Source organism: Janthinobacterium lyxosi (genome assembly GCF_051380665.1).
Classification (GTDB): domain Bacteria; phylum Pseudomonadota; class Gammaproteobacteria; order Burkholderiales; family Burkholderiaceae_D; genus Janthinobacterium.
Window position 1 is genome coordinate 47,258 of sequence record NZ_JBNYXM010000029.1, and the last position, 25,770, is coordinate 73,027.

Below are 25,770 nucleotides of genomic sequence, written 5' to 3' on the forward strand. Positions count from 1 at the left end.
TCAGATCCATGGACCGGGGTACGCTGCCCCGGCATCCCTTGTCTGCTCCCGGATTTCGGTTCTGGTTTATTTGTTGGTGTGATTTGAAACTTCTGCTTACCTACCGCCTCGCGCGCATCGCCTTCCACCTGAGCTGCGGCATGGCCAAGAGCGCCGTGCTCTTTCCCTGGCTGGACCTGGAAGGGCGCAACCGGCGCATCCGCCGCTGGTCGACGCAGCTGCTCGATATCTGCGGCGTGCATGTGGCGCAGCCGGCCGCCAGCATGCCGGCCCTCGCGCATGCGATGGTGGTGGCGAACCACGTTTCGTGGCTCGACATCTTCGTCATCAATGCTGTCCACCCCTGCCGTTTTGTCGCCAAGGCGGAAATCCGCGCCTGGCCCATCCTGGGCTGGCTGGCGGGACGCGCCGGCACCATCTTCATTTCGCGCGGCAGCAAGCGCGACCTGCGTTTGATTTTCCAGGGTCTGGTGGATAAATTGACGGCGGGCGAGCGCATTGCGTTTTTCCCCGAAGGCACGACCGCCGCGCAAGGACAGATCCTGCCGTTTCACGCCAACCTGTTCGAGGCGGCCATCGACGCGCAAGTGCCGGTGCAGCCGTTCGCGCTCGTGTATGTGGATGACAAGGGGGAGTTGCATCATGCCGTCGACTTCATTGGCGACATGAGCTTTGCTCAAAGCATGGTGGCGATTTTGAGCGGCCCGCCCATCACGGCGCGCCTGACCTGCTTGGCGCCAGTGGAGACGGTGGACGCGCACCGCCGCGAACTGGCGGCGGCAACGCAGGCGGCGGTGGCCGCCGCGCTGCCGCTGGAGCAGCTTAGTTCTTGACGTGCAGCCAGCGCGCGTGGGCGGCGCGGGCCAGGTAGTCGAGGATAAAACCTAAAATCCCGATCAGCACGATGGCAGCCATCAGTTCCGAATACGCCAGGCGGTCGCGCGTGTCGAGGATGAAGTAGCCGAGACCGGCCGACACGCCCAGCATTTCCGCCGGCACCAGCACGATCCAGATGATGCCGATGGCCAGGCGCACGCCCGTCAAAATATCGGCCGTAATGCCCGGTAAAATCACCTTGAAGACGATCTCGCTGCGCGTCGCCGACAGGCTGCGCGCCAGCAGCAGCCAGTTCGGATCGAGGCGCGCCACACCGGCCGCCGTATTGAGCAGGATCGGCCAGACGGCCGCAAACGCCAGCAGGAAGTAAACGGGCGCATCACCGACGCCCAGCACCATCACGGCAATCGGCATCCACGACAGCGGTGAAATCATGCGCAGCAGCTGGAACAGCGGCATGGCCGCGCCGGAAAAACTTTTCGACATGGCCACCAGCACGCCCAGTGGCACGCCGATGACGATTGCCAGCCCCAGGCCCACGGCCACCCTTTGCAAGCTCAATACCACGTGCAGCCAGATATCCGAACCGCCCAGCATTTCCTTGAACGCCAGCGCCGTGGGCAGCGGCGCAAAGGCGGTGGCGATGGGCGTGGATTTCTCCAGTGCCGTCACGCCCATGGACCACAGCAGCAAGGCACAGGCCAGCCCCGCCAGGGGCAGGCCGAACTTCGTGAACAACTTGCTTGCCATCGTCAGACCGCCACGGTTTCGCTGCGCAGCAGGTTGGCCGGCAAGCCGAAGGCGGCCGGGCCGCCCACGGCGGTGATGGCCTTGCGCACGAAGCGGTCATCGACCAGGTCGCGCGCGGCGAACTTCGGATCGAGCTTGGCCAGGAAGCGCGTATCGCCTTCGACCTTGGTGCGGCCGATGGCGCGCACCAGTTCTTCCGTGTACGAAGCAAACGGATACGGCTGGAAGTCGATGCGGCGCTGCTGCCAGTTCTTGTGCACGATCAGGCCCTGCTTTTCATAGCCGGCGTAATCGGTGGTTGCCAATACCTTGGTCAGCACCTGCAGCGGATGCGGCGTGTAGCGGTGCTCGCCCACGTTCGACAGCAGCTTGGCCGTATCGACCTGGTTCGAGCGCGTCCACAGCTGCGCCTTGACGATGGCGTTGGTGACTTTCTGCGCCCATTCCGGACGCGTGTTGATGTCGCGCTCCGACAGGAACGTGACGCAGCACGCATGGTTTTTCCACACGTCGCCCGAGAAGCGCAGGATCTTGCCGATGCCGGCATTTTCCGCCGCCGCATTGAACGGTTCGGCCACGATGTAGCCGGCGATAGACTTGCTGGCCAGGGCCGAGACCATTTCGGCCGGCGCCAGCACGATCAGGTTGACTTCATTCGATTTGATGGCCGCGTTGCGCGCGCGCGTGACCGGGGTCAGGCCATTCGAGGACAGGATTTGCTGCAGCAGGATGTTGTGGATCGAGTACCAGAAGGGGATGGCGACCGTGCGCCCGCCCAGCTCGGAGACCTTGTTGATCTCGTTGGCCACCGTCAGCGCGGAGCCATTGACGTGGTTCCACGCGACGACTTTCGCCGGGAACTTGGCGCCGTAGCGCACCCACAGGGTGGCGGGCGACAGCAGATGGATGACGTTGACCTGGCCGGCCACGAAGGCTTCGATGATTTGCGCCCAGCTGCGAAACAGGCGTGGCGTTTCCGCCTGCAAGCCTTCCGCTTCAAACATTTTGCGGGCGTGGGCGACGAGTAGCGGGGTGGCGTCGGTAATCGGCAGGTAGCCGATCTTTACGGGCTGGTCGTCGCCTTTCGGACCTTGCTGGGCCATGGCGTCGCCGGCGAACAGCAGGGGTGAGGCAACACTGGCCGTGGCCAGGGCCGACATGCGCAGGAAGTCGCGCCGCGTCAGGCCGCAGTCGCAATCGGAAGAGGCGCAGATGTGCAGGGGTTTGTTTTGATCTTCGAATGTCATGGGAAGGTTCCGGTCGATTAATTGGGAGCAAAGGCGGGCGTTTGATCCTGCTTTTGCAGCGCCTGCAAGGCGTCGAGGATGTCCATCTTGAGGGCGATCACCTCGGCACTGTGGCCGCGGTGGCCGATTCTGGGCTGGGCGATGGCGACGGGCCATTCGCGCACGATGTTGCCCGGCTTGCCGCCCATGAGCAAAATGCGGTCGGCCACCAGGATGGCTTCATCGATATCGTGCGTGACGAGCAGCACGGCCGTGTGCCAGCGGTGCACCACGTCGACCAGCAGCGATTGCATCTCGGCGCGCGTGATGGCGTCGAGCGCGGAAAACGGCTCGTCGGCGAACAGCAGTTCCGGTTCGCGCGCCAGTGCGCGGGCCAGCGCCACGCGTTGCGCCATGCCGCCCGACAGCGCGGACGGGTACAGTTTTTCGCGGCCATTCAGGCCCACCGCTTCGATGGCTTGCGCCACGCGCGCCTGGTGCGCTTCGCGCGTCAACTGCGGCTGGTGCTTGAAATCCAGGCCAAAGCCGGCGTTGCCCGTGACATTCAGCCAGGGCAAGAGGCTCGCCTGCTGGAACACGAGGGCGCTGCGCGGGTCCGGTTCGCGCATGGACGCATCGAGAAACTGGATCTCTCCCGTCGATGGCGGCTGCAAGCCGGCCAGCACGCGCAGCAGGCTCGATTTGCCGCAGCCGCTGCCGCCCAGCAGGCAGACGATTTCACGCTTGCGCACGCCCAGCGAGACATGCTGGAACACGGGCGCCGTGCCGGGATAGGCGTAGCTGAGATCCTGCGCTTGCAGCGCCCAGTCTTGCGCCGCTGCCGTCATGCGGGCGCTCCCGCGGCCTTGGCCGCCTGCTGGCTGTCGAACAGTTGCAAGGCTGCCTGCAATTGCGTCAGACTGGGGGTGACGATGGGGATGAATGACGACTCGCGCCAGCGGCGCGCAAAGCCCTGCTGTTCGGCATTCAGGTAGGCGCGCCCGCCCATGGCCTGCAGTTCCAGCATCAAGGCTTGCTGCAACAATTCAGCCAGCTGTATGCGCAGGCGGAACATGGCCGGCGCCTGTGTCTTGAAGCGGCCATCGTGCACGCCCGCCAGCAAGGTAGCGACAGCCGCCTCCAGGGTCGCTTGCAGCGCTTCGATGCGCGGCGTGAGCTGGTTGCGCGAGCCGGCCGAGATCTGCGCCGCCTGCGCCAGGCTGGCGCGCGCCAGGCCGATCGACAGGCCGCACTGCATGCCGAGGAACGATGGACGCACTTGCGGCAGCCAGGCTGGCGCATTGTCGCTGATGATATCAACGGCGGGGATGTGCACCTGCGTCAGCTTGATGGAGGCGGTATTGCTGCCGCGCAGGGCGATCAGGTCCAGGTCGTCGCTGCGTTTGACGCCTGGCGTGCTGCTGTCAAAGGCGACGATGACGGGTGGCGCGCCGTCGTTGGGCGCCACGGCGGCCGCCGCGACAAAGCCCGCCTTGCGTAAATTCGTCACCCAGGCCAGGCCGCCGTCGACCAGCAAGCCGTCATCCTGGCGCGCGCCCGTGATTTGCAGCTGCTCGATGCCGGACAAGAATTTCATGGCGTTCGACAGGCCGCTGGCGCCCGCCTGCGTGCCTGCCAGGAGGCCTGGCAAGCGGCGCTCGGCCAGCGCGCGGTTTTCGCTTTGCAGCAGGAATTCGATGAAGCAGCGCTGGCCCCAGAAAACAAAAGCCGCCGTCACCGATTGCTCGGCCACGTTGGCGATGGCATCGATGGCGTCGCGCACGTCGCCGCCCGCGCCGCCATGTTCCTGCGGCACGCCGCTGGCCAGCAGCTGGTCGCCGGCCAGCGCCGGCAGGATGGTTTCAGCCAGTGCCGATGATTGGTCGAGCTGGTCGGCATGCGTGTGCAGCCAGTCTGTGAGCTTGCCCATGTCAGACGGCGCCGGGCAGGTAGGGCGTCAATTGTGGATTGACGGGCGTGCCGGCCAGGCTGTTGGAAAAATTGCACAGGGTGGCCAGGCTGATGCCCAGCACCACTTCCAGCGCCTGCTGCTCGTTGTAGCCGACGGCCAGGAAGGTTTGATATTCGGCGTCGCTGACGGCGCCGCGCGTGGCGATGACGGCCGTGGCGAAGGCGGCGACAGCGTCCAGCTTGGCGTCGCCGGTCGGCTGGCCATGCTGCAGGGCGCGCACGGTATCGGGCGTCTGTCCCGCTTTTTTCAGCGAGATGGCGCTATGGCCGGCGATGCAGAAGTCGCAGCCATGGATGCGCGCGGCCGTGATCTGCACCACTTCGCGTTCCATTAACGTCAGGCTGGCGCGCGCATTGATGCCGGAGACGGTCAGATAGGTTTCCAGCGCCAGCGGGGCATTCGCCAGCACGCCGATCAGGTTGGGCAGGAAGCCGTTGTTGGCGATGGCCTTTTCCACGAAGGGGCGGCTATCGGCCGGGGCGGTATCGAGAGTGTGCAGCGTCAGACGGGACATGGGGTACCTTGCTAAGTTAGTAAGTCACCCAGCCATTATATCGGCCATGCCGTGCAGGCAACAGACGTCAGCGTCGTCCTTTTGTGCTTGTTCGTCTTTGATTGCGCAAACCTTGAGGTCAGATGAACCTCAGCTGGCCAGTTGACGCTGGCGCTGGTCGCGCCGGTAGGCGCCCGGCTGCTCGCCCGTGACCCGCTTGAAGGCGCGCGTAAAGGCGGCGTGCGAGCGGTAGCCCACCAGTTCGGCTGCGCGTTCGACGGAGACGCCATCGTGCAGGCGCCGCGCGGCGATCTTCATACGCAGCAGGAGCAGGAATTGGGCCGGCGAGTGGCCGCTGGCGCTGGCGAAATGCTTGCAGAAGCTGGCGCGCGACATGCAGGCGGCCTTGGCCATGTTCTCGATCGACCAGTCGTCGGCAGGGGCGTCGAGCATGCGTTCGAGCAGCGGCGAAAATGCGGGCTGGTGCAGCAGCGACAGCAGGCCGGCCGCCATCTGCTCACCCTGCGCCACATGGCGGATCAGGTAAAAAAACAGCAGTTCGACCAGGCGCGCGATGAGCGGCGACGGCTGTTCCGGATCGCCGCCGGCCTCTGCCAGGATCAGGTCGAACAGCGCGGCGGCGGCACTGAAGGCGGGCGCGTCGCCGCGTATCAGCAGATACGGCGGGAAGGAGTCGACGATCAGCGCGGAAAGGGCACCGCGAAATTGAAAGAAGCCGCAGGCCAGCGCCGTCGCCGGCTGCTCCGTGAGCGCCTGCAGCGGCAGCATGGCTTGCGCGCTTACCGTCTGCAGCGGATCGCTGTGGGGGCTGAGGAAGTGCGGCAAGTCGCGCAGCAGGAAGACGCCATCGCGCGGGCCGAGCGCAATCGGCGCCGCCCCATCGAGATGCAAATAGCAGTGGCCATCGAGCACCAGGTGAAAGCTGCCCAGTTCCCGGCCCGCCGTGGAAGCGCGCCAGCGGCCGCAGTACTGGCCCACGTGCAGGACGGCGGTGTCGAGCTCCAGGCTGCCGAGCAGCCAGCGCGCCAGTCTGTCGGTATCAGGATGCATGGGATGGCAAAGGCAAAAGCTGCATCATACGGGGCTTGGGCGGAAAGGCAAACGACCGATTTCGACTAAGCATATGCGCGCCATGCGTACCACTTACCGCTTGCCACTGTGCTGCTGGAAGGCGGGACAGCCCACTTGCAGCAGCGAGCGGTCTTCCAGGCACACGGCGGAGAGTTTTCCACCCCAGACGCAGCCGCTATCGAGGCCGATCAGGTCGGGCCGCAACTGCAGTCCCAGCGCCGACCAGTGGCCAAAGACGATGGTGTCGCCGGCGCTGCGCCGGCCCGGCACGTCGAACCAGGGCAGCAGGCCGGAACCCGGCGGCGCGCTGCCGCTCTCCTTCATCTTGAAGTCCATCACGCCGTCCGGCGTGCAAAAGCGCAGCCGCGTCATGGCGTTGACGATGCAGCGCAGCCGGTCAGCGCCCTGCAGGTCGTCGCGCCAGGCGGCCGGCTCGTTGCCGTACATGCTGCGCAGGAACGCCACCCAGCCATCGCTGCGCAGCATGGCGGACACTTCCTCGCCCAGGGACAGGGCCTGGGAGGCGCTCCATTGCGGCAGCAAGCCTGCATGCACCAGCACATGGCCCTGGTGTTGCAAGGCGAGCGGACGGTGGCGCAGCCAGGTGATCAACTCGTCGCGGTCGGGCGCGTCGAGGATCTCGGCCAGCGTATCGGACGCATGCTCGGGCCGGATGCCGTTGGCCACGGCCAGCAGGTGCAAGTCATGGTTGCCCAGGACGCTGTCGGCCAGGCCCTGCTGCGCCAGCGCATGCACGTGGCGCAGGGTGGCCAGCGAGGCTGGGCCGCGATTGATCAGGTCGCCCGCGAACAGCAGCCGGTAAGGGCCATCCGCTGCCGCCTGGATCCGTTCGATCAGTTCGACGGTTTGTGCATGGCAGCCTTGTAAATCGCCGATAAAGTAAGTTTTCATATGTGCCGGGGTGAAGTGAATTACGCGCATGCATTATAAGCATGGCTGCCCTTGGTCGTTGGGTGCATTCTTGGCAGGCGCCTGATTGCGCGAACGGCTGGCGGGAAGGAAACAGCTGGGCGCGGCTTATTCTGTGTCGATATTTATTTTTGGCCAAATGTCCCGCAGTCTTATATCGATAATAGTTTTCTGCTGCGCCTGTTGGTATGGGCGGCCACCCCAGGCAGTCTTTGCGAGCAAGACGCTCAGGCATGCCGGAAGGTCAATCATCCATGTTTATTTATTTTCCACGCGCGACTACGACATATTCTTCATTGAATCTTAATGTTGAACAGGTAAATGAATTCAGGTCCGTGATTCCAGTGACGAGGGATTATGCAACGGTGCGCAAATGTTTATGCAATGTAGTATATTCCACGTGATTTTATTATTTAACAATGTAAAGGATATACCGGATGGATCTGTCAACGATGACGATGCTGGAATTGCGCAAGCTGGAAGATAATGTGAAGCAGGAATTGAACGGCCGCGAGCGTGAAGACTTGAACAAGGCGCGCGAACAGATCATGGCCATCGCGCAGCAAGCGGGCATTCCGCTGAAACAGCTGATACTCGATGGTTTGCACCCGCGCACGGGCAAAGTCGCGGTGCGTTACCGCCATCCTGACAATGCCACTGAACAATGGACAGGCCGTGGCCGCCAGCCGCTGTGGGTCAGGCAGTGGGTGGAATCGGGCAAGTCCATCGATCTGCTGCGCGTATAATTCGGTATACTCTTGGCGCAGTGGCAAGCTGCCAGTCGCGTGCTGCACCTTGCCAGGCACCCTATTGATACCCTTACTTATAGCGCCCATACCATGCTTCCATTGTCCAGAACGATCTTCAAGGCCTACGATATTCGCGGCATCATCGCTAAAACCCTCGATGCCAGCGTGGCCTTCAAGATCGGGCAGGCATTTGGCCAGGCGGCCCTGGCCAAGGGCGAGCAGCGGGTCGTGATCGGCCGCGATGGACGCCTCTCGGGGCCTGAATTGACGGCGGCGCTGGCGCAGGGCTTGCAGGCCGCCGGCGTCGACGTGATCGACCTGGGCGTGGTGGCCACGCCGATGGTTTATTTTGGCACGAATGTGCTCGACACGCGCTCCGGCATCATGGTCACGGGCAGCCACAATCCGCCTGATTACAACGGTTTCAAGATGGTGCTGGCGGGCGAAGCGATCCATGGCGAAGCGATCCAGGCGCTGTACCACAGCATCGTGGCCCACGACGGCAGCGCCAGCGCCAAGGACGTTGCCAACCCGGGCAGCTACACCACGCACGATATCCGCGCCGCCTATCTGGAGCGCATCCTGGGCGACGTCAGGCTGGCACGCCCGATCAAGATCGCCGTCGATTGCGGCAATGGCGTGGCCGGCGCGTTCGCGGGCGACCTGTTCCGCGGCATGGGCTGTGAAGTCATCGAACTGTTCTGCGACGTCGATGGCCATTTCCCGAACCATCACCCGGACCCGGCGCATCCGGAAAACCTGCAAGACCTGATCCGCTGCCTGGCCGAGACGGATGCGGAAATCGGCATCGCCTTCGACGGTGACGGCGACCGCCTGGGCGTGGTCACCAAAGATGGCCAGATCATCTACCCTGACCGCCAGATGATGCTGTTCGCTGCCGACGTGCTGACCCGCCATCCTGGCGCGCAAATCCTGTACGACGTGAAATGCACGCGCCACCTGGCGCCGTGGATCAGCAAGCATGGCGGCGTACCGCTGATGTACAAGACGGGCCACTCGCTGGTGAAAGCCAAGCTGCGTGAAACGGGTGCGCCGCTGGGTGGCGAAATGAGCGGCCATATCTTCTTCAAGGATCGCTGGTACGGTTTCGATGACGGCCTGTATTCGGCTGCGCGCTTGCTGGAAATCCTCACCCGCGAAGCCGATCCTTCGGCCCTTTTGAACTCTCTGCCGCAGTCCGACAGCACGCCGGAACTGCATCTGGAACTGAAGGAAGGCGAGAACGTCGCGCTGATGGACATGCTGCGCCGCGATGCCGTCTTCCCCGGCAATGAACAGATCATCACCATCGACGGCTTGCGCGTGGAGTATGCGGACGGCTTTGGCCTGGCCCGTTCGTCGAACACCACGCCGGTGATCGTCATGCGCTTCGAAGCGGAAACGCCGGAAGCCCTGGCGCGCATCCAGGGACAGTTCAAGAGCGTGATCCTGGCCGCCAAGCCTGACGCCGTTCTGCCGTTCTGACAGCATGGCCGGTCAATCTGGCGCGCAGGCGCCCTTGAAAATCCTGCTGGTGCGGGTATCTTCGCTGGGCGACGTGCTGCATAACCTGCCGATGGTGGCAGACATCGCCCGCCATTATCCGGATGCGACCATCGACTGGGTGGTCGAGGAAGGCTACACCAGCCTGGTGCGCCTGAACCTCCGTGTGAATACCATCTTCCCGTTTGCATTGCGGCGCTGGCGCAAGAGCCTGGGCAAGAAGGAGACGCGCGCGGAAATCGCCGCCTTCTTCCGCAGCCTGCGCCAGACGCGCTACGATTATGTGTTCGATACACAGGGCTTGCTCAAGACGGGCATCATCATGGGCGCAGCGCGCCTGGCGCCGGGCGGACAGAAGGTCGGCCTGGCGAATGGTAGCGAAGGTTCCGGCTACGAAGGCATTTCGCGCCTGTTTCATACCAAAAGCATCCCGCTCGACCCACGCACGCATGCGGTAGCGCGCGGCCGCCTGGTGGCCGCCGCGGCACTCGGCTACACGCTCGATACGCCGGCCGATTTCGGCTTGCAGGAAGTGTCAGGCAGCGAGGTGCGCCCGCACTGGATGGGCGCTGCGCCGTATTGCGTGTATTTCCACGGTACGGCGCGCGACGCCAAGAAATGGGCGCCGCAGAACTGGATCGCCCTCGGCCATGCGCTGGCGCCGATGCCGATTTTGCTGCCCTGGGGTTCGCCCAAGGAAAAAGCGGAAGCCGAACAACTGGCGGCCAGCCTGCCGAATGCGCGCGTGCTGCCGAAGCTGTCGATGGGCGAGGCTACCCTGCTGGCGCGCCACGCGGCGCTGGTGATCGGCGTTGATACGGGCCTGACGCATATCGCCGCCGCCTTCTTGCGTCCGACGGTGGAAATCTATGCCGATTCGCCGCGCTGGAAAACGGAAGGCAACTGGTCGCCGAACATCATCAACCTGGGCGACAAAGGCGCGCCACCCGACGTGCCGGAAGTGCTGGCCGCGGCGCAGCGCCTGCTGGCCGACCACCCTCCCGCCTGACTTCAACGTTACCTATCATGCGACTTCTTTATACCCTTGCCTGGTGGCTGGCCTTGCCCCTGGTGCTGGCGCGGCTGTGGCTGCGCGGACGCCAGGAGCCCGGCTACCGCCAGCATTGGGGTGAGCGCCTGGGCTGCTACGGCCGCCAGGCAAAACCACTGATTCCCACGCTCTGGCTGCACGCCGTGTCTGTCGGCGAGACGCGCGCAGCCGAGCCGCTGATCGATGCGCTGCTGGCCGCATGGCCCGATTGCCGCATCGTCCTCACGCACATGACGCCCACGGGACGTGCGACCGGTAAAACCCTGTTCGCCAAGCACGGCGCGCGCCTGGTACAAAGCTACCTGCCGTACGACACGGGCGCCATGCCGGCCAGTTTCATCCACCATTTCGCGCCGCGCATCTGCATCCTGATGGAGACGGAAGTGTGGCCGAATCTGATCCACCAATGCAATCGCCACGGCGTGCCCGTGGTGCTGGCCAATGCGCGATTGTCGCAGCGTTCGCTGGGCAAGGCGAAGCGCCTGGGTAAGCTCATCGCCGATGCGGCGCGCGGCATCACTCTGGTGGCGGCGCAGACGCAGGACGACGCCGAGCGCGTGCGCCAGCTGGGCGTGCAGGACGTGGTCGTCACGGGCAGCATCAAGTTTGACGTCGTCGTGCCCGAGGCGGCGCTGGCGACGGGGGGGGCTCTGCGCGCAGCCATCGGCCAGCGGCCCGTTCTGCTGTGCGCCAGCACGCGCGAAGGCGAAGAACCATTGATTCTTGATGCCTTTACCCGCGCCAGCCTGCCCGCCAACGTGCTGTTGCTGATCGTGCCGCGCCATCCGCAGCGCTTCGACGAGGTGGAAAAAATGATCGCCGCGCACGGCCTGGCCGTGCAGCGCAGGTCCGGACTGATGCAGGACGACGTTGTTGTGGCGGGCACGCAGGTGCTGCTGGGCGATACCATGGGCGAGATGTTTGCGTATTACGCGGCCTGCGATTGCGCTTTCGTCGGCGGCAGCCTGCTGCCGCTGGGCGGGCAAAACCTGATTGAACCGGCGGCGCTGGGCAAACCCGTGCTGATCGGCCCCCACACCTTCAATTTCGCGCTGGTGACCGAGCAGGCGATTGCCGCCGGCGGCGCCGCGCTGGTGGCGGACGCCGACGCGCTGATGGCGCAGGCGTCGGCCTTGCTGCAGGATCCCGCGCGCTTGGCGGCTATGGGACAAAAGGCGCTGGCGTTTGCCAACCAGCACCGGGGCGCCACGCCGCGCACGATTGCGGCCATCAAGACCCTGCTGCCCGTTTAAGTGAACAAAACGGGGAGTTCCTGAGAGCGTTTTCTCAGCGCCTGCTTGGCGCCATCGTAATCGGGATAGATCGATTCCACGGTGGCCCAGAAGCGGGGGCTGTGGTTCATTTCCAGCAGGTGCGACAGTTCGTGCGCCACCACGTAGTCGACCAGCGGCAGGGCGAAGTGGATCAGGCGCCAGTTCAGACGGATCTTGCGCTCGATGGTGCAGCTGCCCCAGCGCGTGCCGGCCGAGGATAGCGATAATGAATCGTAGCGTACACCCAGCTTGTCCGCATACAGGTCCAGGCGCGCTTCGAACAGCTGGCGCGCCTCGTGCTGGAACCAGCCCTTCACTTTTTCCTTCAACTGTTGTTCGCTGCCCGTGGGCGTGACCCATACGTGCAATTCATTCGTCTCGCGTTGGAAGCTGGCGCGGTGGCGCGGCGCCTGGTGCAATCGTAATGTGATCTCGCCACCGAGATAGGGCAGCACGGCGCCATCGATCCATGCCACGGGTGGGCGTTGCTGGCGCTGCACCTTGCGCTCGCCCCGTTCCAGCAGCTTCGAGACGATCCAGCCTTGCTTGGCGCGGATGGCGTTGTCGATTTCGGCCAGGGTGACGCGCTTGGGTGCCGTGACGCGCAAGCCGTTATCGTCGATCATGAAGCCGATGGAGCGGCGCGTGGAGCGGCGCAGAGCGAATTCGACCAGGTGGCTGCCCAGCTGCAACTGACGCAGCGGAGGGCCATCGGCAGGGCGTGGCGGGGAAGGCAGGTGAGGGGATGAAGGAACAGCGACGGGTGGCACGGGCACTACCGGCCAGGCTGGAACGTGAAGCGGTGGCGCCACGGGCGGCGCTGGCGGTGCCGTGGGGCGCACCGCCGGGGGCGTGCTGGTCGAGACGTCGTGCGCGAACAGGTCCAGTTGCTGGTCGCCGACCTTGATGGTCTTCATCTGCTGGCGCAGGGTCGGCTCCTGGATGACCGCGCTGATGCCGTCTAGCCAGCGTTGTAGGCGTGAGGCGAAATGACGCGCATTTCTGATTCTATCCAATTTTCCACCTGTTGCATCATGCTGTCCGGGGTTTGCCCTTCCGGCGAAATCGGTTTGCCTATCGAGACGGTGATCAGTCCCGGGCGTTTGAGGAATGACTGCTTGGGCCAGCATTCGCCTGAATTATGTGCAATCGGCACGACCACGGCGCCCGTGGCGATTGCCAGGCGCGTGCCGCCGCTCTTGTACTTGCCCGCCTGGCCCACCGGAATGCGGGTGCCTTCGGGGAACATGATAATCCATTGGCCGTCGGCCAGGCGGCGTTTGCCATGCGCGACCACGCTTTTGAAGGCATGCTTGCCCTGCTTGCGGTCGATGGGGATCATGCGCAGCAGCGCCATGGCCCAGCCGAAAAACGGGATGTACAAAATCTCCTTCTTGAACACATACACCAGCGGGCGTGGAAGGCTGGGCAGCAAGAAGATGGTTTCCCATGCCGACTGGTGCTTCGACAGCACGATGGCCGGCGCATCCGGGAAGTTCTCGGCGCCTTTGATTTCATAGCGGATGCCGCAAATGACCTTGGCGCACCACAGGATAAACACGTTCCAGCGCGAGGTGACCCAATAGCGCTTGTTGTAGCTCAATGGCGCGGCAAAAAAGCACACGCAGGCCCAGACGATAGTGGCTACGATCATGATGGTCATGAACAGCAGGGATCGCAGGAACAGGGAAATATTACGCAATGCGGTTCTCCGAAAATTAGATACTGAATGCCACGGTGGGCGCTGGCGCCGCTGGCGCCTTGAGCAGGTGGTTGACCACGGCGGCCAGGTCGGGGAAGACTTGGCTGCCAGGCGGCAGGCCACCCGTTTCGTTGGTTTTTTCACCCTTGCCCGTCAGGACCAGGTAGGGCACGCAGCCGCTGATGAAACCTGCCTGCAGGTCGCGCAGCGAATCACCAACGGTGGGCACGCCTTTCAGGTTGGTGTTGTAGCGCTTCGAGATTTCATGGAACATGCCCGGTTTCGGCTTGCGGCAGTCGCAATTGTCCGCGCCCGCGTGCGGGCAAAAGAAGATGGCGTCGATATCGGCGCCCACCTGCTGCGCCAGGGTATGCATCTTCTGGTGGATCGCGTTCAACACCGTCATGTCGAAGTACTCGCGCGCGATGCCCGATTGGTTCGAGGCGACGACGACGCGATAGCCGGCCTGGTTCAGGCGGGCGATCGCTTCGAGCGAACCGGGAATCGGCAGCCATTCGGCCGGTGACTTGATGAAGTCCGGCGAGTCATGATTAATGACGCCGTCGCGGTCGAGAATAATCAGTTTCAGCGCCGGAGTGCCCATTATGCCGCCAGCTTGGAAATGTCGGCCACGCGGTTCATCATGTAGTGCAGCGACGACAGCAAGGCCAGGCGGTTGTTGCGCAGGGCGACATCCTCGGCCATCACCATCACGTCGTTGAAGAAGCCATCGACGTCGTCGCGCAGCTGCGCCAGCGTTTGCAGGGTGCTGGTGAAGTCGCCCTTGGCGAAGGCCGCGTCGACTTCCGGCTGCACGCGCGAGACGGCGGCGGCGAGTTTTTTCTCCGCTTCGTCCTGCAGCAGCGCCACGTTGACGCCACCGGCGGCGACCTGACTGACGGCTTCCTCGTTCTTTTTCAGGATGTTCGTGATGCGCTTGTTGGCGGCGGCCAGAGAGGCGCTTTCCGGCAGGGCGGCAAACGCCTGCACGGCTTCCAGACGCTGCACGATGTCGTCCAGGCGGTCCGGATTTTGCGCCACGACGGCTTCGATTTCATTCGGCGAGAAACCGCGCTCGCGCAGGATGCCGCGCAGGCGGTCCAGCATGAAAGTGGTGACGTCCGCCACCGGGTCCTTGAAGCCGGGGATGGCGGCAAATTGCGCAGCGGCGTCGCCCAGCAAGCCCTGGATCGACAGGGGCAAGCGCTTTTCCAGCAGCATGCGCAGCACGCCCAGGGCGTGGCGGCGCAGCGCGAACGGGTCCTTGTCGCCCGTGGGCGCCAGGCCGATAGCCCAGATGCCGACCAGGGTTTCGAGCTTGTCGGCCAGGGCCACGGCGGTGCCGGTGGCGGTGGACGGCAGGCTGTCGCCGGCAAAGCGCGGCTGGTAGTGCTCGGAAGCGGCCAGCGCCACTTCTTCCGGCTCGCCGTCATGGCGCGCGTAGTACGTGCCCATGATGCCTTGCAGCTCGGGGAATTCGCCCACCATGTCGGTCAGCAGATCGGCCTTGGCCAGCAGGGCGCCGCGTTCGGCCAGGGCCACGTCGTAGCCCAGTTTTGCGGCGATGGCGCCGGCCAGCGACTTGACGCGCTCTGTGCGGGCAGCTTGCGTGCCGAGCTTGTTGTGATACACGACGTTGGCCAGCAGCGGCAAACGCGATGCCAGCGTTTTTTTCTTGTCTTGCTCGAAGAAGAACTTGGCGTCCGACAAGCGCGGGCGCACGACGCGCTCGTTGCCGCCGATGATGTGCTCCGGCGTGCTGGTTTCGATGTTCGAGACGATCAAAAAGCGCGAGCGCAGCTTGCCTTCGCTGTCGGTCAGCGCGAAGTATTTCTGGTTTGTCTGCATGGTGAGGATCAGGCATTCCTGCGGCACGGCCAGGAATTCTTCCTCGAAGTGGCATTCATACACGACGGGCCATTCGACCAGGGCCGTGACTTCGTCGAGCAGCGCTTCGGGCATCAGCACCTGGTCGGCACCGGCCTTGTCCAGCAGCTGGGCGCGGATGCGCTCCTTGCGCTCCTCGTTGCTGGCGATGACGCTGGCGTTGAGGATCAGGGAGGCCGCATAGTTTTCCGCGTGCGCGATGGTGATCGGCGCGCCGTCGGTCAGGAAGCGGTGGCCCAGGGTGGTGCGGCCGGCGGCAAGGCCCAGCAGGGTCAAAGGCAGCACGTTGATGCCATGCAGTGCAATCAGGCTGTGGGCCGGGCGCACGAATTGCACGGTCGTGCCGTCCGGGCGCTGATAGCTCATCAGTTTTGGAATCGGCAGCTTGGCCGCCGATTCGCTCAGGGCAGCCTGCGCGCCGGTGGCGAGCTGGCTGCCTGGCGCCGTGTAGGTATAGAAAAAGCTTTCGGCCTTGCCATCGGCGGCGCGTTCCAGCTCGGCCACCGTCAACTCGGGGAAGCCCAGCGCGGCCAGTTTCTTGGCCAGCGGCGGCGTGCCGTTGCCGTTCGCGTCCAGCGCCACGGAGACGGGCAAGACTTTTTCGCGGATCGATTTATCGGGCGAGACTTCGCGCACATTGGTGATGGAGACGGCCAGGCGGCGCGGCGAGGCGTAGCTGGTGGCGACGCTGTCGGCTTCCAGGAAGTCGCGCGCTTTCAGGCCGTTGACGATGCTGGCCGTGAAGGCTGCGCCCAGTTTGGCCAGCGCTTTCGGCGGCAGTTCTTCGGTCAGCAGTTCGATGAGCAGTGTTTGGTTCATGGTGTTCTTGTCTGGTACGGCGGTGTAGAGGCTCGAATGATGGAGGCTCGAAGTTAAGCGGCGGCGGGTTGGTCTGCGGCGGGCAGCATCGGGAAGCCGAGGCGCTCGCGCGAGTCGTAATACGCTTGCGCCACCAGGCGCGACAGGGTGCGCACGCGGCCGATATAGGCGGCGCGTTCCGTCACCGAGATGGCGCCACGCGCGTCCAGCATATTGAAGCTGTGCGAGGCCTTCATGATCTTCTCGTAGGCGGGCAGGGTCAGTTGCAGCTCGATCAGGCGCTTCGCTTCCGCTTCATAGTTGCCGAACTGTTCGAACAGCAGGTCCGTATTCGCGTGCTCGAAGTTGTAGGTCGATTGCTCCACCTCGTTCTGGTGGAAGACGTCGCCGTACGTCAGCTTCTTCGTCACACCATTTTCTTCCCACTCGGTCCACACCAGGTCATACACGTTTTCCACGCCTTGCAGATACATGGCCAGGCGTTCGATGCCGTAGGTGATCTCGCCCAGCACGGGCTTGCAATCGAGGCCGCCTACTTGCTGGAAGTAGGTAAATTGGGTCACTTCCATGCCGTTCAGCCAGACTTCCCAGCCCAGGCCCCAGGCGCCCAGAGTCGGGCTTTCCCAGTCGTCTTCGACGAAGCGCACGTCATTCTGCTTCAAGTCCAGACCCAGTGCGACCAGCGAACCCAGATACAGGTCGAGGATGTTTTCCGGCGCGGGCTTGAGCACCACCTGATACTGGTAGTAGTGCTGCATGCGGTTCGGGTTTTCGCCATAGCGGCCATCTTTCGGGCGGCGCGACGGCTGCACATACGCGGCGCGCCAGGGTTCCGGGCCGACCGCGCGCAGGAAGGTACCGGTGTGGAAGGTGCCGGCGCCGACTTCCATGTCGTAAGGCTGGAGCAGGGCGCAACCTTGCTTGTCCCAATAGGTTTGCAAGGTCAGGATAATTTGTTGAAATGTGAGCATCGTATGAGTTCGCCGCGCGGGAGGCTGCGCGCTGTAAGGGGTTGCTTGAAGCCCGGACGCTGTTAATCAAGCGTGTCCGGGCCGGGGTTTTGCTAATTTTAGCGGTTTTTACGGGCGCACTGTGACTCTTCGGGCAATATCGGCCGCTTATTGCTGCGCGGCGCGGCCACGGCGGGCGGCGCGCGACAGCAGGAAGGCCGTCAGCAGGGCCAGCGCGGCCAGGGCCAGCACCAGTTTATTGCCATACAGAATGTATGGCGTCATGCCGCCCATACCTTGCACCTTGGCTGCCAGCGTGGCTTGCTGTTCCGGCGGCAGCAGGCTTTGCACCACGCCTTTGCCGTCGATGACGGCGGTGGCGCCCGTGTTGGTCGAGCGCAGCATGGGGCGACCCGTTTCCAGGCTGCGCATCTGTGAAATCTGCAGATGCTGGGGAATGGCGATCGAGTCGCCAAACCAGGCCAGGTTGGAGATATTCAGCAGCACCGAGGCCGATTGCTTGCCATTGCGGTGGGCGCTGGCCAGCTGGCCAGCGATTTCCTCGCCAAACAGGTCTTCGTAGCAGATATTCGGCAGCACCAGCTGGTCGCGCACGGGCAAAGGCGCCTGCACGTCGGCGCCGCGGCCCATGTCGCCCAGCGGGATGGCCATCATGGCGACAAACCAGTGCAGGCCGGGCGGCACGAATTCGCCGAACGGCACCAAATGGTGCTTGCGGTACTGGTAGTAAGGGCCCGCCGCGCTGTTGGGCGAGATTCCCAAGGCCGCATTGTAGAAGCGTTGCTGCTCGTCGAGCACGGGCATGCCGAGCAAAATCGTGCTGCCCGTCTGCTGCGAATAAGTCGTCAAGCTATCCAGATAGCCGGGCGGCAGCTGGTGCTGCAGCACGGTGACAGCCGTTTCCGGCGTGGCGATCAGGTCGGCCGGCGCGCTGGTGATGGCGCTCTGGTACATCTGCAGGGCGCCCAGCACGAAGCCGGGGTCGAATTTCTGCTGCTGCGGCACATTGCCCTGCAACAGGCGTACCGTGATCGGGCGTCCGACAGGATGGGTCCAGTTCACGTACTGCAGGCCAACGCCGGCCGCGTACAGCGCGACCAGGCCGGCCAGCGCGGTCCAGCGCGTGCGGTGCGTCAGCAGCAGCAGGGCGCCGGCGGACAGCGCCGCCAGCCATCCCAGACCATATGCGCCGACGATGGGCGCATAACCGGCCAGCGGGCCGGCATTGTGGGCATAGCCAGTGGCCAGCCACGGGAAACCCGTAAACAGCCAGCCGCGCGTCCATTCGAAGAGGGTCCACAGGGAAGGCAAGATCAACAGCGTCATTGTCGGCAGCGAGAGTACCCAGCGCTGGCGCAGCCAGGCGGCCGCGCCCATGGCCAGCGCCACGTAGATGGCCATCAAGAGTGCCAGCAGGGCCACGGCGATGGCCGCCAGCGGCGCAGCCATGTCGCCATAGCGGTGCATGGAGATATACAGCCAGTGCGTGCCGGCCGCGCACCAGCCGAAGCCGTAGGCCCAGCCGATCAACGCGCCGGCCTTGACGTTCGCCGCACGCAGCACCTGGTAGAACAGCACGCCCAGGCTGAGGATTTGCAATGGCCAGTAGCCGAAAGGGGCGAACGCCAGCACGGCGACGGCGCCGGCAATGGCGGCAGTCAGCATGCGCGCCCACGTGCTGCGGGGCGGTTTGGCGGGGGCGTTGGGATCTGAGCGTCTGAAACGCATTTACAGCACGCGCATGTCAGAGTTCCAGTTCCGGCACGTTGGGCAGGCGCTCGACGAGCAGCACGTGCACCTGGCGCGCATCGGCGCGCAGCACCTCGAAGCGCAAATTGCCCAGGTCGAAAATATCGCCCTTGTGCGCCATGCGGCCCAGGTACTTCGAAACGAGGCCGCCGATGGTGTCGACGTCGTCGTCCACCAGGTGGCTGCCCACTTCTTCGTTGAACTGTTCGATCTCGGTCAGCGCCTTGACGCGCCAGCGGGGGCCGAACTGGCCTTCCTTGAGCGAGAGGATATTGTCCTCGGCTTCATCGAAGTCGTATTCGTCCTCGATATCGCCGACGATCTGTTCCAGCACGTCTTCGATGGTGATCAGGCCGGCGACGCCACTGTATTCATCGACGACGATGGCCATGTGATTGTGGTTGGCGCGGAAATCGCGCAGCAGCACATTCAGGCGTTTCGATTCGGGGATGAAGATGGCGGGGCGCAGCATGTCGCGCACGTCGAAAGTTTCTTCTGCGTAATAACGCAGCAAGTCTTTCGCCAGCAGGATGCCGATGACCTTGTCGCGTTCGCCTTCGATCGCGGGGAAGCGCGAGTGGGCGGTGGACAGGACCTCCGGCATCCATTCCTCGATTGGCTTGCTGATGTCGATGACATCCATTTGCGAACGGGGAATCATGATGTCGCGCGCACAGAGATCCGATACCTGGAACACGCCTTCGATCATCGACAGGGCGTCGGCGTCGATCAGCTTGCGTTCATGCGCATCGTGTAGAACATCGAGCAATTCTGCACGGTTCTCTGGCTCGGGGGAAATGAGTGCGGTCAGGCGTTCAAACAGTGACCGGTGGGGCTTGACGTCAGTTCTGACGCCACTAGGGTGCTCGGGCATAGGAGGCGTGAGCCGTTGTTGCGAAGGGATACAGGATACACCAAAAGTGGGGCAATACCGGATTTCCCCGCTTTTGATGCAAATTTAATACGTTGAAGTGCGCCGTTGCGCGACGTTTCAGGCGTCCGGGCCCAGCACGCGTGCGCGCAAGGCCGCCACGTCGGCCTGCCAGTCGGTGAAATGCTCGCTGTCCTGCCACAGCTGGCGCAGTTCCGACGTTTCCGCGCCGATCTTGTCCAGCGTCAGGCGCGCCTTTTCCAGCAGCGGCGGCGTGACTTTCTTCTTGCAGGCGGCCACCCATTCATCCACTTCGGCGGTGGCGGGGTCGTCCTCGCCCGGTTTGCCCAGCAGGCGCGCGATCACTTCCAGCGCGGCCAGCGCTTCGGCGGCGAACGGCGCTTCCAGTTCCACCTCCGTGCTGTCGATGACGTTGTCGAGCGTGGTCTCGACCAGTTCCAGGGTTTTATATTCGTGCAAATCCTGCGCCCAATCCATGGCGTAGTCGTTGCCGAAGGCATCAAGTGCCCAGGTGCTCATGGCGCGCACTCCTGGTACGGATCGGTGATGCCGAGTTTCGCGAGGATCTCCGTTTCCAGGCCCTCCATCTCGGTGGCTTCTTCGTCATCCATGTGGTCGTAGCCTTGCGCATGCAGCACGCCATGTACGATCAGGTGGGCCGTATGCTCTTCCACGCTTTTCTTTTGCTCTGCCGCTTCCTTTTCCAGCACGTCCGTGCACAGGATGATGTCGGCGCGCGTCGGCTCGTCGTCGCCCAACTCTTCGCCTTCGTTGTAGGCAAAGGTCAGCACATTGGTGGCGTAGTCCTTCTCGCGGTAGTCGCGGTTCAAGGTGCGGCCTTCTTCCGCGTCGACGAAGCGGATGGTGAATTCGGCAGGCGCGAACAGGGCCGCCTTGACCCAGCGGCGCACTTTCGGCCGCGTGATCAGGGTTTCCAGGCGGGCGTCCGGGTATTGCACGGACAAGGACAGTTTATTTTTTTCGGACATTTTTGGCGGCAGCTGGTTTGATCAGGGGGAGTAACTGGGCGGCGTTGGCGCCGGCCGCCTGCGCCGTTTCATAGGCATCGACGATGCGGGCGACAAGCGGATGGCGCACCACGTCGCTGCTGTTAAATTGCGTGAAGCCGATGCCGCGCACGTCTTTCAGCACGTGTACGGCGTCGATGAGGCCGCTCGTCTGGCTCTTGTGCAGATCGACCTGCGTCACATCGCCCGTCACCACGGCCTTGCTGCCAAAGCCGATGCGCGTCAGGAACATCTTCATCTGTTCGACGGTAGTGTTTTGCGCTTCATCGAGGATGACGAAGGCGTGGTTCAGGGTACGCCCGCGCATGTAGGCCAGCGGGGCGATCTCGATCACCTGTTTTTCAAACAGTTTTTGCGTGCGGTCAAAGCCCAGCAAATCGTACAGCGCGTCGTACAGGGGACGCAGATACGGGTCGACCTTTTGCGCCAGGTCGCCCGGCAGGAAGCCCAGGCGTTCGCCCGCTTCGACGGCGGGGCGCGTCAGGATGATGCGCTTGACGGCGTCGCGTTCGAGCGCGTCGACGGCGCAGGCGACGGCCAGGTAGGTCTTGCCCGTGCCGGCCGGACCTACGCCGAAGCTGATGTCGTGTTCGAGGATGTCGCGCAGGTAGGCGATCTGGTGCGGCGTGCGCCCGCGCAGGTCGCTGCGCCGGGTTTTCAGCACGGGGCTGGCGATGTCCGGTTCGACGAAGGTGCTGATGGGGGCGTTGGCATGGTGTTCCGAGGCTGCGGACAGGCCCGCGCGCTGTTCCACCAGGGCCAGTTGCACTTCTTCCAGCGGCACGACCTTGTTGGCGATGGCGTAGAACTGTTCCAGGATTTCCACGGCCCGTTCGGCATTGCTGCCGCCGACGATGAATTTCTCGCCGCGGCGGAAGATCGTCACGTCGAGGGCGGCGGAAATCTGGCGCAGGTTTTCATCGAGCGGCCCGCACAAATGCGCCAGGCGCGTGTTGTCCAGCGGCTCGGGGATGAAGTAATGCGGCTGTATCGGGGCTTTGGTTTTCAACTGGCTCTTTTCAATGCGGGTGCGCTGGCGACGAGTTCGCCGCGCAGGGTGTAGGAATGGCTTTCGGTGATGCGCACGTCGACCAGTTGGCCGATCAATTGCAAACCGTCGGGACCGGCGTCGAAATTGACTACGCGGTTGTTTTCCGTGCGGCCTTGCAGCTCGCTGTCGTCCGTGTCCTTTTTCGAGCGGCCTTCGACGAGGATGGTTTGCACGCTACCCACCATGGCCAGGCTGTACTTGCGCGTGTTGGCGTCGATGGCCGCCTGCAACTGCTGCAAACGGGCCAGCTTGACTTCATGCGGCGTGTCGTCTTCCAGGCTGGCGGCCGGCGTGCCGGGGCGCTTGCTGAAGATGAAGCTGTAGCTGTTGTCGAAGCCGACGTCCGCGATCAGCTTCATCATGGCGTCGAAGTCGGTCTGCGTCTCGCCGGGGAAACCGACGATGAAGTCCGAGGAAATCGCCATGTTCGGGCGCACGGCGCGGATGCGGCGGATGATGGACTTGTATTCGAGGCCCGTGTAGCCGCGCTTCATGGCGCCGAGGATCTTGTCGGAGCCGTGCTGCGCCGGCAGGTACAAATGGTCGACCAGCTGCGGGATCTTGGCATAGGCGTCGATCAGGCGCTGCGTGAATTCCTTCGGGTGGCTGGTGACGAAGCGCATGCGGGCGATGCCGGGAATGTCGGCCACGTATTCGAGCAGCAGGGCGAAGTCGGCGATCTCGCCCCCTTCCATCGCGCCGCGGTAGGCATTCACGTTCTGCCCCAGCAGGGTGATTTCCTTGACGCCCTGGGCGGCCAGTCCCGCCACTTCCGTCAGCACGTCTTCGAAGCGGCGCGACACTTCCTCGCCGCGCGTGTAGGGCACCACGCAGTAGCTGCAATATTTGCTGCAGCCTTCCATGATGGAAACAAACGCCGAGGCGCCGTCGACCTTGGCCGGCGGCATGTGGTCGAACTTTTCGATTTCCGGGAAGCTGATATCGACCTGCGAGGCGCCGCTCGATCGGCGCAGTTCGATCATCTGCGGCAGGCGGTGCAGGGTTTGCGGGCCGAAGACCATGTCGACATACGGTGCGCGCTTGACGATGGCGTCGCCTTCCTGCGACGCCACACAGCCGCCCACGCCGATCAAGAGGTGCGGCTTGGCGAGTTTCAGCTCGCGCAGACGGCCCAGGTCGGAAAACACTTTTTCCTGCGCCTTTTCGCGCACGGAGCAGGTGTTGAGCAGGATCACATCGGCATCTTCCGGCGTGTCGGTACGCACCAGGCCGTCGGAGGCGCCCAGCACATCGGCCATCTTGTCCGAGTCGTACTCGTTCATCTGGCAGCCGAAGGTTTTAATGAATACTTTTTTCTGCATGGAGTCGGGTGCTTATCGGTAAATGTGGCGGCAAATAAATGGGGCAAATAACTGGGGCAAATAACTGGGGCAAATAAGTGTGGCGGCAAATAAGCTGGACAGGGGGCTTGCGCTGGGCGCCGCTCAGGGCGGGGGACGGTGGGTGACCGGCCGGGCGCCTCTGGCTGCCCGGTGGCAGGCTCGCTGCAAGTTCAGGCCATAGTTTAGCGTAAATCGTCGTGACGGGCCATGTCGTGCTGATCTTGCCGACAAGATTGCGGCGTGAATACGGCGCACGGCACGGCGATGCTGAAAAGCATTTATTGCCGTGCGACACCATTGATTTGTAACAAGTTGCTGCAAAGCCTTGTGCGCGCCCGCTGGCATCCTAATGTGTTGAAAAGGCATCGTTTCCAAGCCAACCAGCAGCTTGATTGATATTTAACAATCAGGAAGTTTGCGCGAGGCGCAGATGCGGCCTGTTTGGGCTAGTATATTGCCTTATATGCAATTCATTTTAGTGAATTGCACGTGCTTTTACTCACGCGGCACGCTGCGCACGTTGGCTGGACGTGGCTGTGCGAGTCCTGTGCAGGCAATGCGATAAGGAGGGAAGACGGAGGGGAGGCTGAAACCGATGGAAAGACGTTTATTTAAACACTCTAAGCCAGCCTTAAGTTCGTATCGGCATTATTTTCTACATTCACCAGACGAGGAAAAATCATGGCACATCATGCATTAGCATCGCAAGAGAGTTACAACCCGAATCACCTGCTGGATATTCTGCTGAGCAAGATGCAGCTGAAAAACGACGCAGCCCTGTCGCGCCTGCTTGAAGTGGCGCCACCCGTCATCAGCAAGATCCGCCACCACCGCTTGCCGGTCGGCGCCTCGCTGCTGATCCGCATGCACGAAGTGACGGGCATGAGCATCCGTGACCTGCGTGACTTGATGGGCGACCGCCGCACCAAGTATCGTCTGTCCGACGCCCAGGGCCGTCCAAAAGCGGAAGACCGCGGCGATGCGCAAGAATCGAATTACGCGCACTGATGTGGTTGCGCGCTGACTGTGCCGCTTGCGTAGCTGCTGGCGGTAACAGGCTGGCGTGGACCGGGCAGCATGGACCGGGTAACATGGATACACCGCAGTACCCATAACGGCTTTCGCCTCGAGGCGAGAGCCGTTGGCATTTGGCGCGGTGTTTAGCTCAGCAGTGCCGAGGTGATTTCGTCGTAGCGCAGCTCCGTTTCGCGGAACAGCTGCAGATACGTGTCTTCGCCCAGGCCCAGCGCATCCCAGGCCACCGGCGAGACGCGCGGCACCATGTCGTCGCCCGCCTGCGCCAGGTCGAGCGCGCAGACGATGGCATTGGCCACATGGATCAGCGCTGCCAGGAAGCCGGCCCCCGGCGTTTCCGGCTGCAGGTAGTTGGCCAGCGCCAGGCGCATGGTGTCGGAAAAATTCCAGTGCTCGGCCAGTGCCACGCCTGCCTGCACATGGTCCACGCCCAGCACGGCCCGCTCCGCTTCGAGCAGGCTGCAATCGTGCGTTGCCTGGTGCGCGATGACTTGTGCGTAGTGCGCGGGAAAGCTGCTGACCAGCACCAGGCGGCCGATGTTATGCAGCAAGCCGGCCGTAAAGGCGTAATCCTGGTTGAAGCGGATCTGTCGTGCCAGCACCTTGGCGCAGGCGGCCGTCGCCACCGAATGGCGCCAGAAGGCCTTGTCGTCGAAGCCGGGACAGCGTCCTTCCGGGAAGCAGCCCGTGATGGCTGCCGACGTGATCAGGCTGCGCGTGGTCTGGAAGCCCAGGTAGGTAATCGCCTGCTGGATGGTGGTGGCCTTCACTTGCAGGCCATATTGGGAAGAGTTGGCCAGGCGCAGGGTTTTTGCCGTCAGCGCCTGGTCGTACGACACTTTTTTCGCCAGCACGGAAATATCCACGTCGTCCTGGTCGATGCTGTTGAGTAACTCCATCACGACGGCGGGCAGCGAGGGCAGGTCATCAAGGTGGGCGACGATATCGTCCAGGGTCAGCTGGGTGCTCATGTCGCGTCTCCCGTACCCAGGCGGTATTGCGTGACATAGCTGCGCAGCAAGGTGGTGGCCACGTCCTCGGGATCGTCCGGATCATGCTTGCGGAACAGATGGGCTAGCCGCGCGCTGTTGGCCGCTTGCTGTGCGGCTACTTCTTCCGGCGAGGGTGGCGGCGCCTGGATCGGCAGCATGTCGATGCCGTGGCGCGGCATCAGGGCCAGCATGTTTTCCGTCAGTACCGCGCCTTGCGGCAACAGTACTTGTCCATGCGCGTCGAGCAAAACATCCGACAAGACCATGCCAGGACGCACTTGTTCCAGGGGTAGATGTTGATGCATGACCGCCATGACGACTATATGGACGCCTCCCGTTTGGCAAGGTGATTTTGTGTGTTTCAGACAGGCTAGGCTGCAGTTCTATATCCGGCCTTGTTGCAGTTGTATTGCTCTGCGGGCCC

Annotated in this window: 27 protein-coding genes; 7 read left to right on the forward strand and 20 right to left on the reverse strand. The window is 63.3% G+C overall.

Translation table 11 applies throughout. The features are described 5' to 3' along the window. The first annotated feature begins 83 nt into the window (after nucleotides 1-83). A complete protein-coding gene (locus ACQ4WP_RS23530) occupies nucleotides 84-833 on the forward strand; it encodes a lysophospholipid acyltransferase family protein (protein WP_436524857.1) in 750 nt (249 codons plus the stop codon). Here ACQ4WP_RS23530 and ACQ4WP_RS23535 read toward each other — a convergent pair. The 7 genes from ACQ4WP_RS23535 to ACQ4WP_RS23565 all read right to left on the reverse strand — a co-directional run bounded on the left by ACQ4WP_RS23535 (nucleotide 823) and on the right by ACQ4WP_RS23565 (nucleotide 7,282). After that, nucleotides 823-1,587, reverse strand: coding sequence for an ABC transporter permease (locus ACQ4WP_RS23535; RefSeq protein WP_436524859.1), 765 nt, complete (start codon nucleotides 1,585-1,587; stop codon nucleotides 823-825). The two genes, ACQ4WP_RS23530 and ACQ4WP_RS23535, sit on opposite strands and share 11 nt — an antisense overlap. A 2-nt stretch (nucleotides 1,588-1,589) precedes the next feature. Further along, nucleotides 1,590-2,834: an ABC transporter substrate-binding protein gene (locus tag ACQ4WP_RS23540; RefSeq protein WP_436524861.1), complete on the reverse strand. Its 1,245-nt coding sequence runs from the start codon at nucleotides 2,832-2,834 to the stop codon at nucleotides 1,590-1,592. Between the two features lie 17 nt (nucleotides 2,835-2,851). After that, nucleotides 2,852-3,661, reverse strand: coding sequence for an ABC transporter ATP-binding protein (locus tag ACQ4WP_RS23545; RefSeq protein WP_436524863.1), 810 nt, complete (start codon nucleotides 3,659-3,661; stop codon nucleotides 2,852-2,854). Next, nucleotides 3,658-4,743, reverse strand: coding sequence for an acyl-CoA dehydrogenase family protein (locus tag ACQ4WP_RS23550; protein ID WP_436524865.1), 1,086 nt, complete (start codon nucleotides 4,741-4,743; stop codon nucleotides 3,658-3,660). Before ACQ4WP_RS23550 ends, ACQ4WP_RS23545 begins: the two co-directional genes overlap by 4 nt. Nucleotide 4,744: 1 nt before the next feature. Beyond that, nucleotides 4,745-5,299, reverse strand: a complete 555-nt coding sequence (locus ACQ4WP_RS23555) for a carboxymuconolactone decarboxylase family protein (RefSeq protein ID WP_436524867.1) — start codon at nucleotides 5,297-5,299, stop codon at nucleotides 4,745-4,747. Between the two features lie 129 nt (nucleotides 5,300-5,428). Beyond that, nucleotides 5,429-6,349 (reverse strand): AraC family transcriptional regulator, encoded by a 921-nt coding sequence (locus tag ACQ4WP_RS23560; RefSeq protein WP_436524869.1) that lies wholly within the window; start codon nucleotides 6,347-6,349, stop codon nucleotides 5,429-5,431. Between the two features lie 93 nt (nucleotides 6,350-6,442). Continuing rightward, nucleotides 6,443-7,282 (reverse strand): symmetrical bis(5'-nucleosyl)-tetraphosphatase, encoded by an 840-nt coding sequence (locus ACQ4WP_RS23565; protein WP_436524870.1) that lies wholly within the window; start codon nucleotides 7,280-7,282, stop codon nucleotides 6,443-6,445. A 455-nt stretch (nucleotides 7,283-7,737) separates the two neighbouring features. On the opposite strand from ACQ4WP_RS23565, the gene ACQ4WP_RS23570 reads away from it, so the two are divergent. The 4 genes from ACQ4WP_RS23570 to waaA all read left to right on the forward strand — a co-directional run bounded on the left by ACQ4WP_RS23570 (nucleotide 7,738) and on the right by waaA (nucleotide 11,856). Then, nucleotides 7,738-8,046: an H-NS histone family protein gene (locus ACQ4WP_RS23570; RefSeq protein ID WP_099666551.1), complete on the forward strand. Its 309-nt coding sequence runs from the start codon at nucleotides 7,738-7,740 to the stop codon at nucleotides 8,044-8,046. A gap of 93 nt (nucleotides 8,047-8,139) precedes the next feature. Next, the gene (locus ACQ4WP_RS23575; RefSeq protein ID WP_436524872.1) at nucleotides 8,140-9,534 is read left to right on the forward strand and encodes a phosphomannomutase/phosphoglucomutase; all 1,395 of its coding nucleotides are present in this window, start codon (nucleotides 8,140-8,142) and stop codon (nucleotides 9,532-9,534) included. A gap of 4 nt (nucleotides 9,535-9,538) precedes the next feature. Continuing rightward, nucleotides 9,539-10,561, forward strand: coding sequence for a lipopolysaccharide heptosyltransferase I (gene waaC / locus ACQ4WP_RS23580; protein WP_436524874.1), 1,023 nt, complete (start codon nucleotides 9,539-9,541; stop codon nucleotides 10,559-10,561). A gap of 17 nt (nucleotides 10,562-10,578) precedes the next feature. Further along, the gene (gene waaA, locus ACQ4WP_RS23585; RefSeq protein WP_436524876.1) at nucleotides 10,579-11,856 is read left to right on the forward strand and encodes a lipid IV(A) 3-deoxy-D-manno-octulosonic acid transferase; all 1,278 of its coding nucleotides are present in this window, start codon (nucleotides 10,579-10,581) and stop codon (nucleotides 11,854-11,856) included. Here the strand turns inward: waaA and ACQ4WP_RS23590 are convergent. From ACQ4WP_RS23590 to miaB, 11 genes are all read right to left on the reverse strand, one after another. Further along, entirely contained in the window at nucleotides 11,853-12,794 is a 942-nt protein-coding gene (locus tag ACQ4WP_RS23590; RefSeq protein ID WP_436524906.1) for a M48 family metallopeptidase, read from the reverse strand. The two genes, waaA and ACQ4WP_RS23590, sit on opposite strands and share 4 nt — an antisense overlap. A 44-nt stretch (nucleotides 12,795-12,838) precedes the next feature. Beyond that, entirely contained in the window at nucleotides 12,839-13,540 is a 702-nt protein-coding gene (locus ACQ4WP_RS23595; protein ID WP_436524908.1) for a lysophospholipid acyltransferase family protein, read from the reverse strand. Nucleotides 13,541-13,595: 55 nt separating this feature from the next. Further along, on the reverse strand, nucleotides 13,596-14,183 hold the full coding sequence (gene gmhB / locus ACQ4WP_RS23600) for a D-glycero-beta-D-manno-heptose 1,7-bisphosphate 7-phosphatase (protein WP_436524878.1): 588 nt from the start codon (nucleotides 14,181-14,183) through the stop codon (nucleotides 13,596-13,598). Then, on the reverse strand, nucleotides 14,183-16,285 hold the full coding sequence (gene glyS, locus ACQ4WP_RS23605; RefSeq protein ID WP_436524880.1) for a glycine--tRNA ligase subunit beta: 2,103 nt from the start codon (nucleotides 16,283-16,285) through the stop codon (nucleotides 14,183-14,185). Before glyS ends, gmhB begins: the two co-directional genes overlap by 1 nt. A gap of 53 nt (nucleotides 16,286-16,338) precedes the next feature. Next, entirely contained in the window at nucleotides 16,339-17,256 is a 918-nt protein-coding gene (gene glyQ / locus ACQ4WP_RS23610) for a glycine--tRNA ligase subunit alpha (RefSeq protein ID WP_436524882.1), read from the reverse strand. Between the two features lie 147 nt (nucleotides 17,257-17,403). Then, nucleotides 17,404-18,921, reverse strand: a complete 1,518-nt coding sequence (lnt, locus tag ACQ4WP_RS23615) for an apolipoprotein N-acyltransferase (protein WP_436524884.1) — start codon at nucleotides 18,919-18,921, stop codon at nucleotides 17,404-17,406. 79 nt (nucleotides 18,922-19,000) lie between these two features. After that, nucleotides 19,001-19,879 carry a CorC family transporter gene (locus tag ACQ4WP_RS23620; RefSeq protein ID WP_071075558.1) on the reverse strand — a complete coding sequence of 293 codons (879 nt, stop codon included), beginning with the start codon at nucleotides 19,877-19,879 and terminating at the stop codon, nucleotides 19,001-19,003. Nucleotides 19,880-19,996: 117 nt separating this feature from the next. After that, nucleotides 19,997-20,416, reverse strand: coding sequence for a DUF4259 domain-containing protein (locus tag ACQ4WP_RS23625; protein WP_436524886.1), 420 nt, complete (start codon nucleotides 20,414-20,416; stop codon nucleotides 19,997-19,999). Next, nucleotides 20,413-20,886: an rRNA maturation RNase YbeY gene (gene ybeY / locus ACQ4WP_RS23630; RefSeq protein WP_436524888.1), complete on the reverse strand. Its 474-nt coding sequence runs from the start codon at nucleotides 20,884-20,886 to the stop codon at nucleotides 20,413-20,415. Before ybeY ends, ACQ4WP_RS23625 begins: the two co-directional genes overlap by 4 nt. Continuing rightward, nucleotides 20,870-21,934, reverse strand: coding sequence for a PhoH family protein (locus ACQ4WP_RS23635; RefSeq protein ID WP_436524890.1), 1,065 nt, complete (start codon nucleotides 21,932-21,934; stop codon nucleotides 20,870-20,872). The genes ybeY and ACQ4WP_RS23635 overlap by 17 nt, the downstream gene beginning before the upstream one ends. Beyond that, on the reverse strand, nucleotides 21,931-23,298 hold the full coding sequence (gene miaB, locus ACQ4WP_RS23640; RefSeq protein WP_436524892.1) for a tRNA (N6-isopentenyl adenosine(37)-C2)-methylthiotransferase MiaB: 1,368 nt from the start codon (nucleotides 23,296-23,298) through the stop codon (nucleotides 21,931-21,933). The genes ACQ4WP_RS23635 and miaB overlap by 4 nt, the downstream gene beginning before the upstream one ends. 261 nt (nucleotides 23,299-23,559) lie before the next feature. Here miaB and ACQ4WP_RS23645 point away from each other — a divergent pair, with 261 nt between their 5' ends. After that, complete coding sequence (locus ACQ4WP_RS23645) at nucleotides 23,560-23,715, forward strand: hypothetical protein (RefSeq protein ID WP_436524894.1); 156 nt, start codon at nucleotides 23,560-23,562, stop codon at nucleotides 23,713-23,715. A gap of 285 nt (nucleotides 23,716-24,000) precedes the next feature. Next, nucleotides 24,001-24,327 (forward strand): hypothetical protein, encoded by a 327-nt coding sequence (locus ACQ4WP_RS23650; RefSeq protein WP_034746769.1) that lies wholly within the window; start codon nucleotides 24,001-24,003, stop codon nucleotides 24,325-24,327. A gap of 152 nt (nucleotides 24,328-24,479) precedes the next feature. On the opposite strand, the gene ACQ4WP_RS23655 is transcribed toward ACQ4WP_RS23650, so the two are convergent. After that, a complete protein-coding gene (locus tag ACQ4WP_RS23655; RefSeq protein WP_436524896.1) occupies nucleotides 24,480-25,325 on the reverse strand; it encodes an HDOD domain-containing protein in 846 nt (281 codons plus the stop codon). Continuing rightward, the gene (locus ACQ4WP_RS23660; protein ID WP_436524898.1) at nucleotides 25,322-25,651 is read right to left on the reverse strand and encodes a hypothetical protein; all 330 of its coding nucleotides are present in this window, start codon (nucleotides 25,649-25,651) and stop codon (nucleotides 25,322-25,324) included. Before ACQ4WP_RS23660 ends, ACQ4WP_RS23655 begins: the two co-directional genes overlap by 4 nt. Between the last annotated feature and the right edge of the window lie 119 nt (nucleotides 25,652-25,770).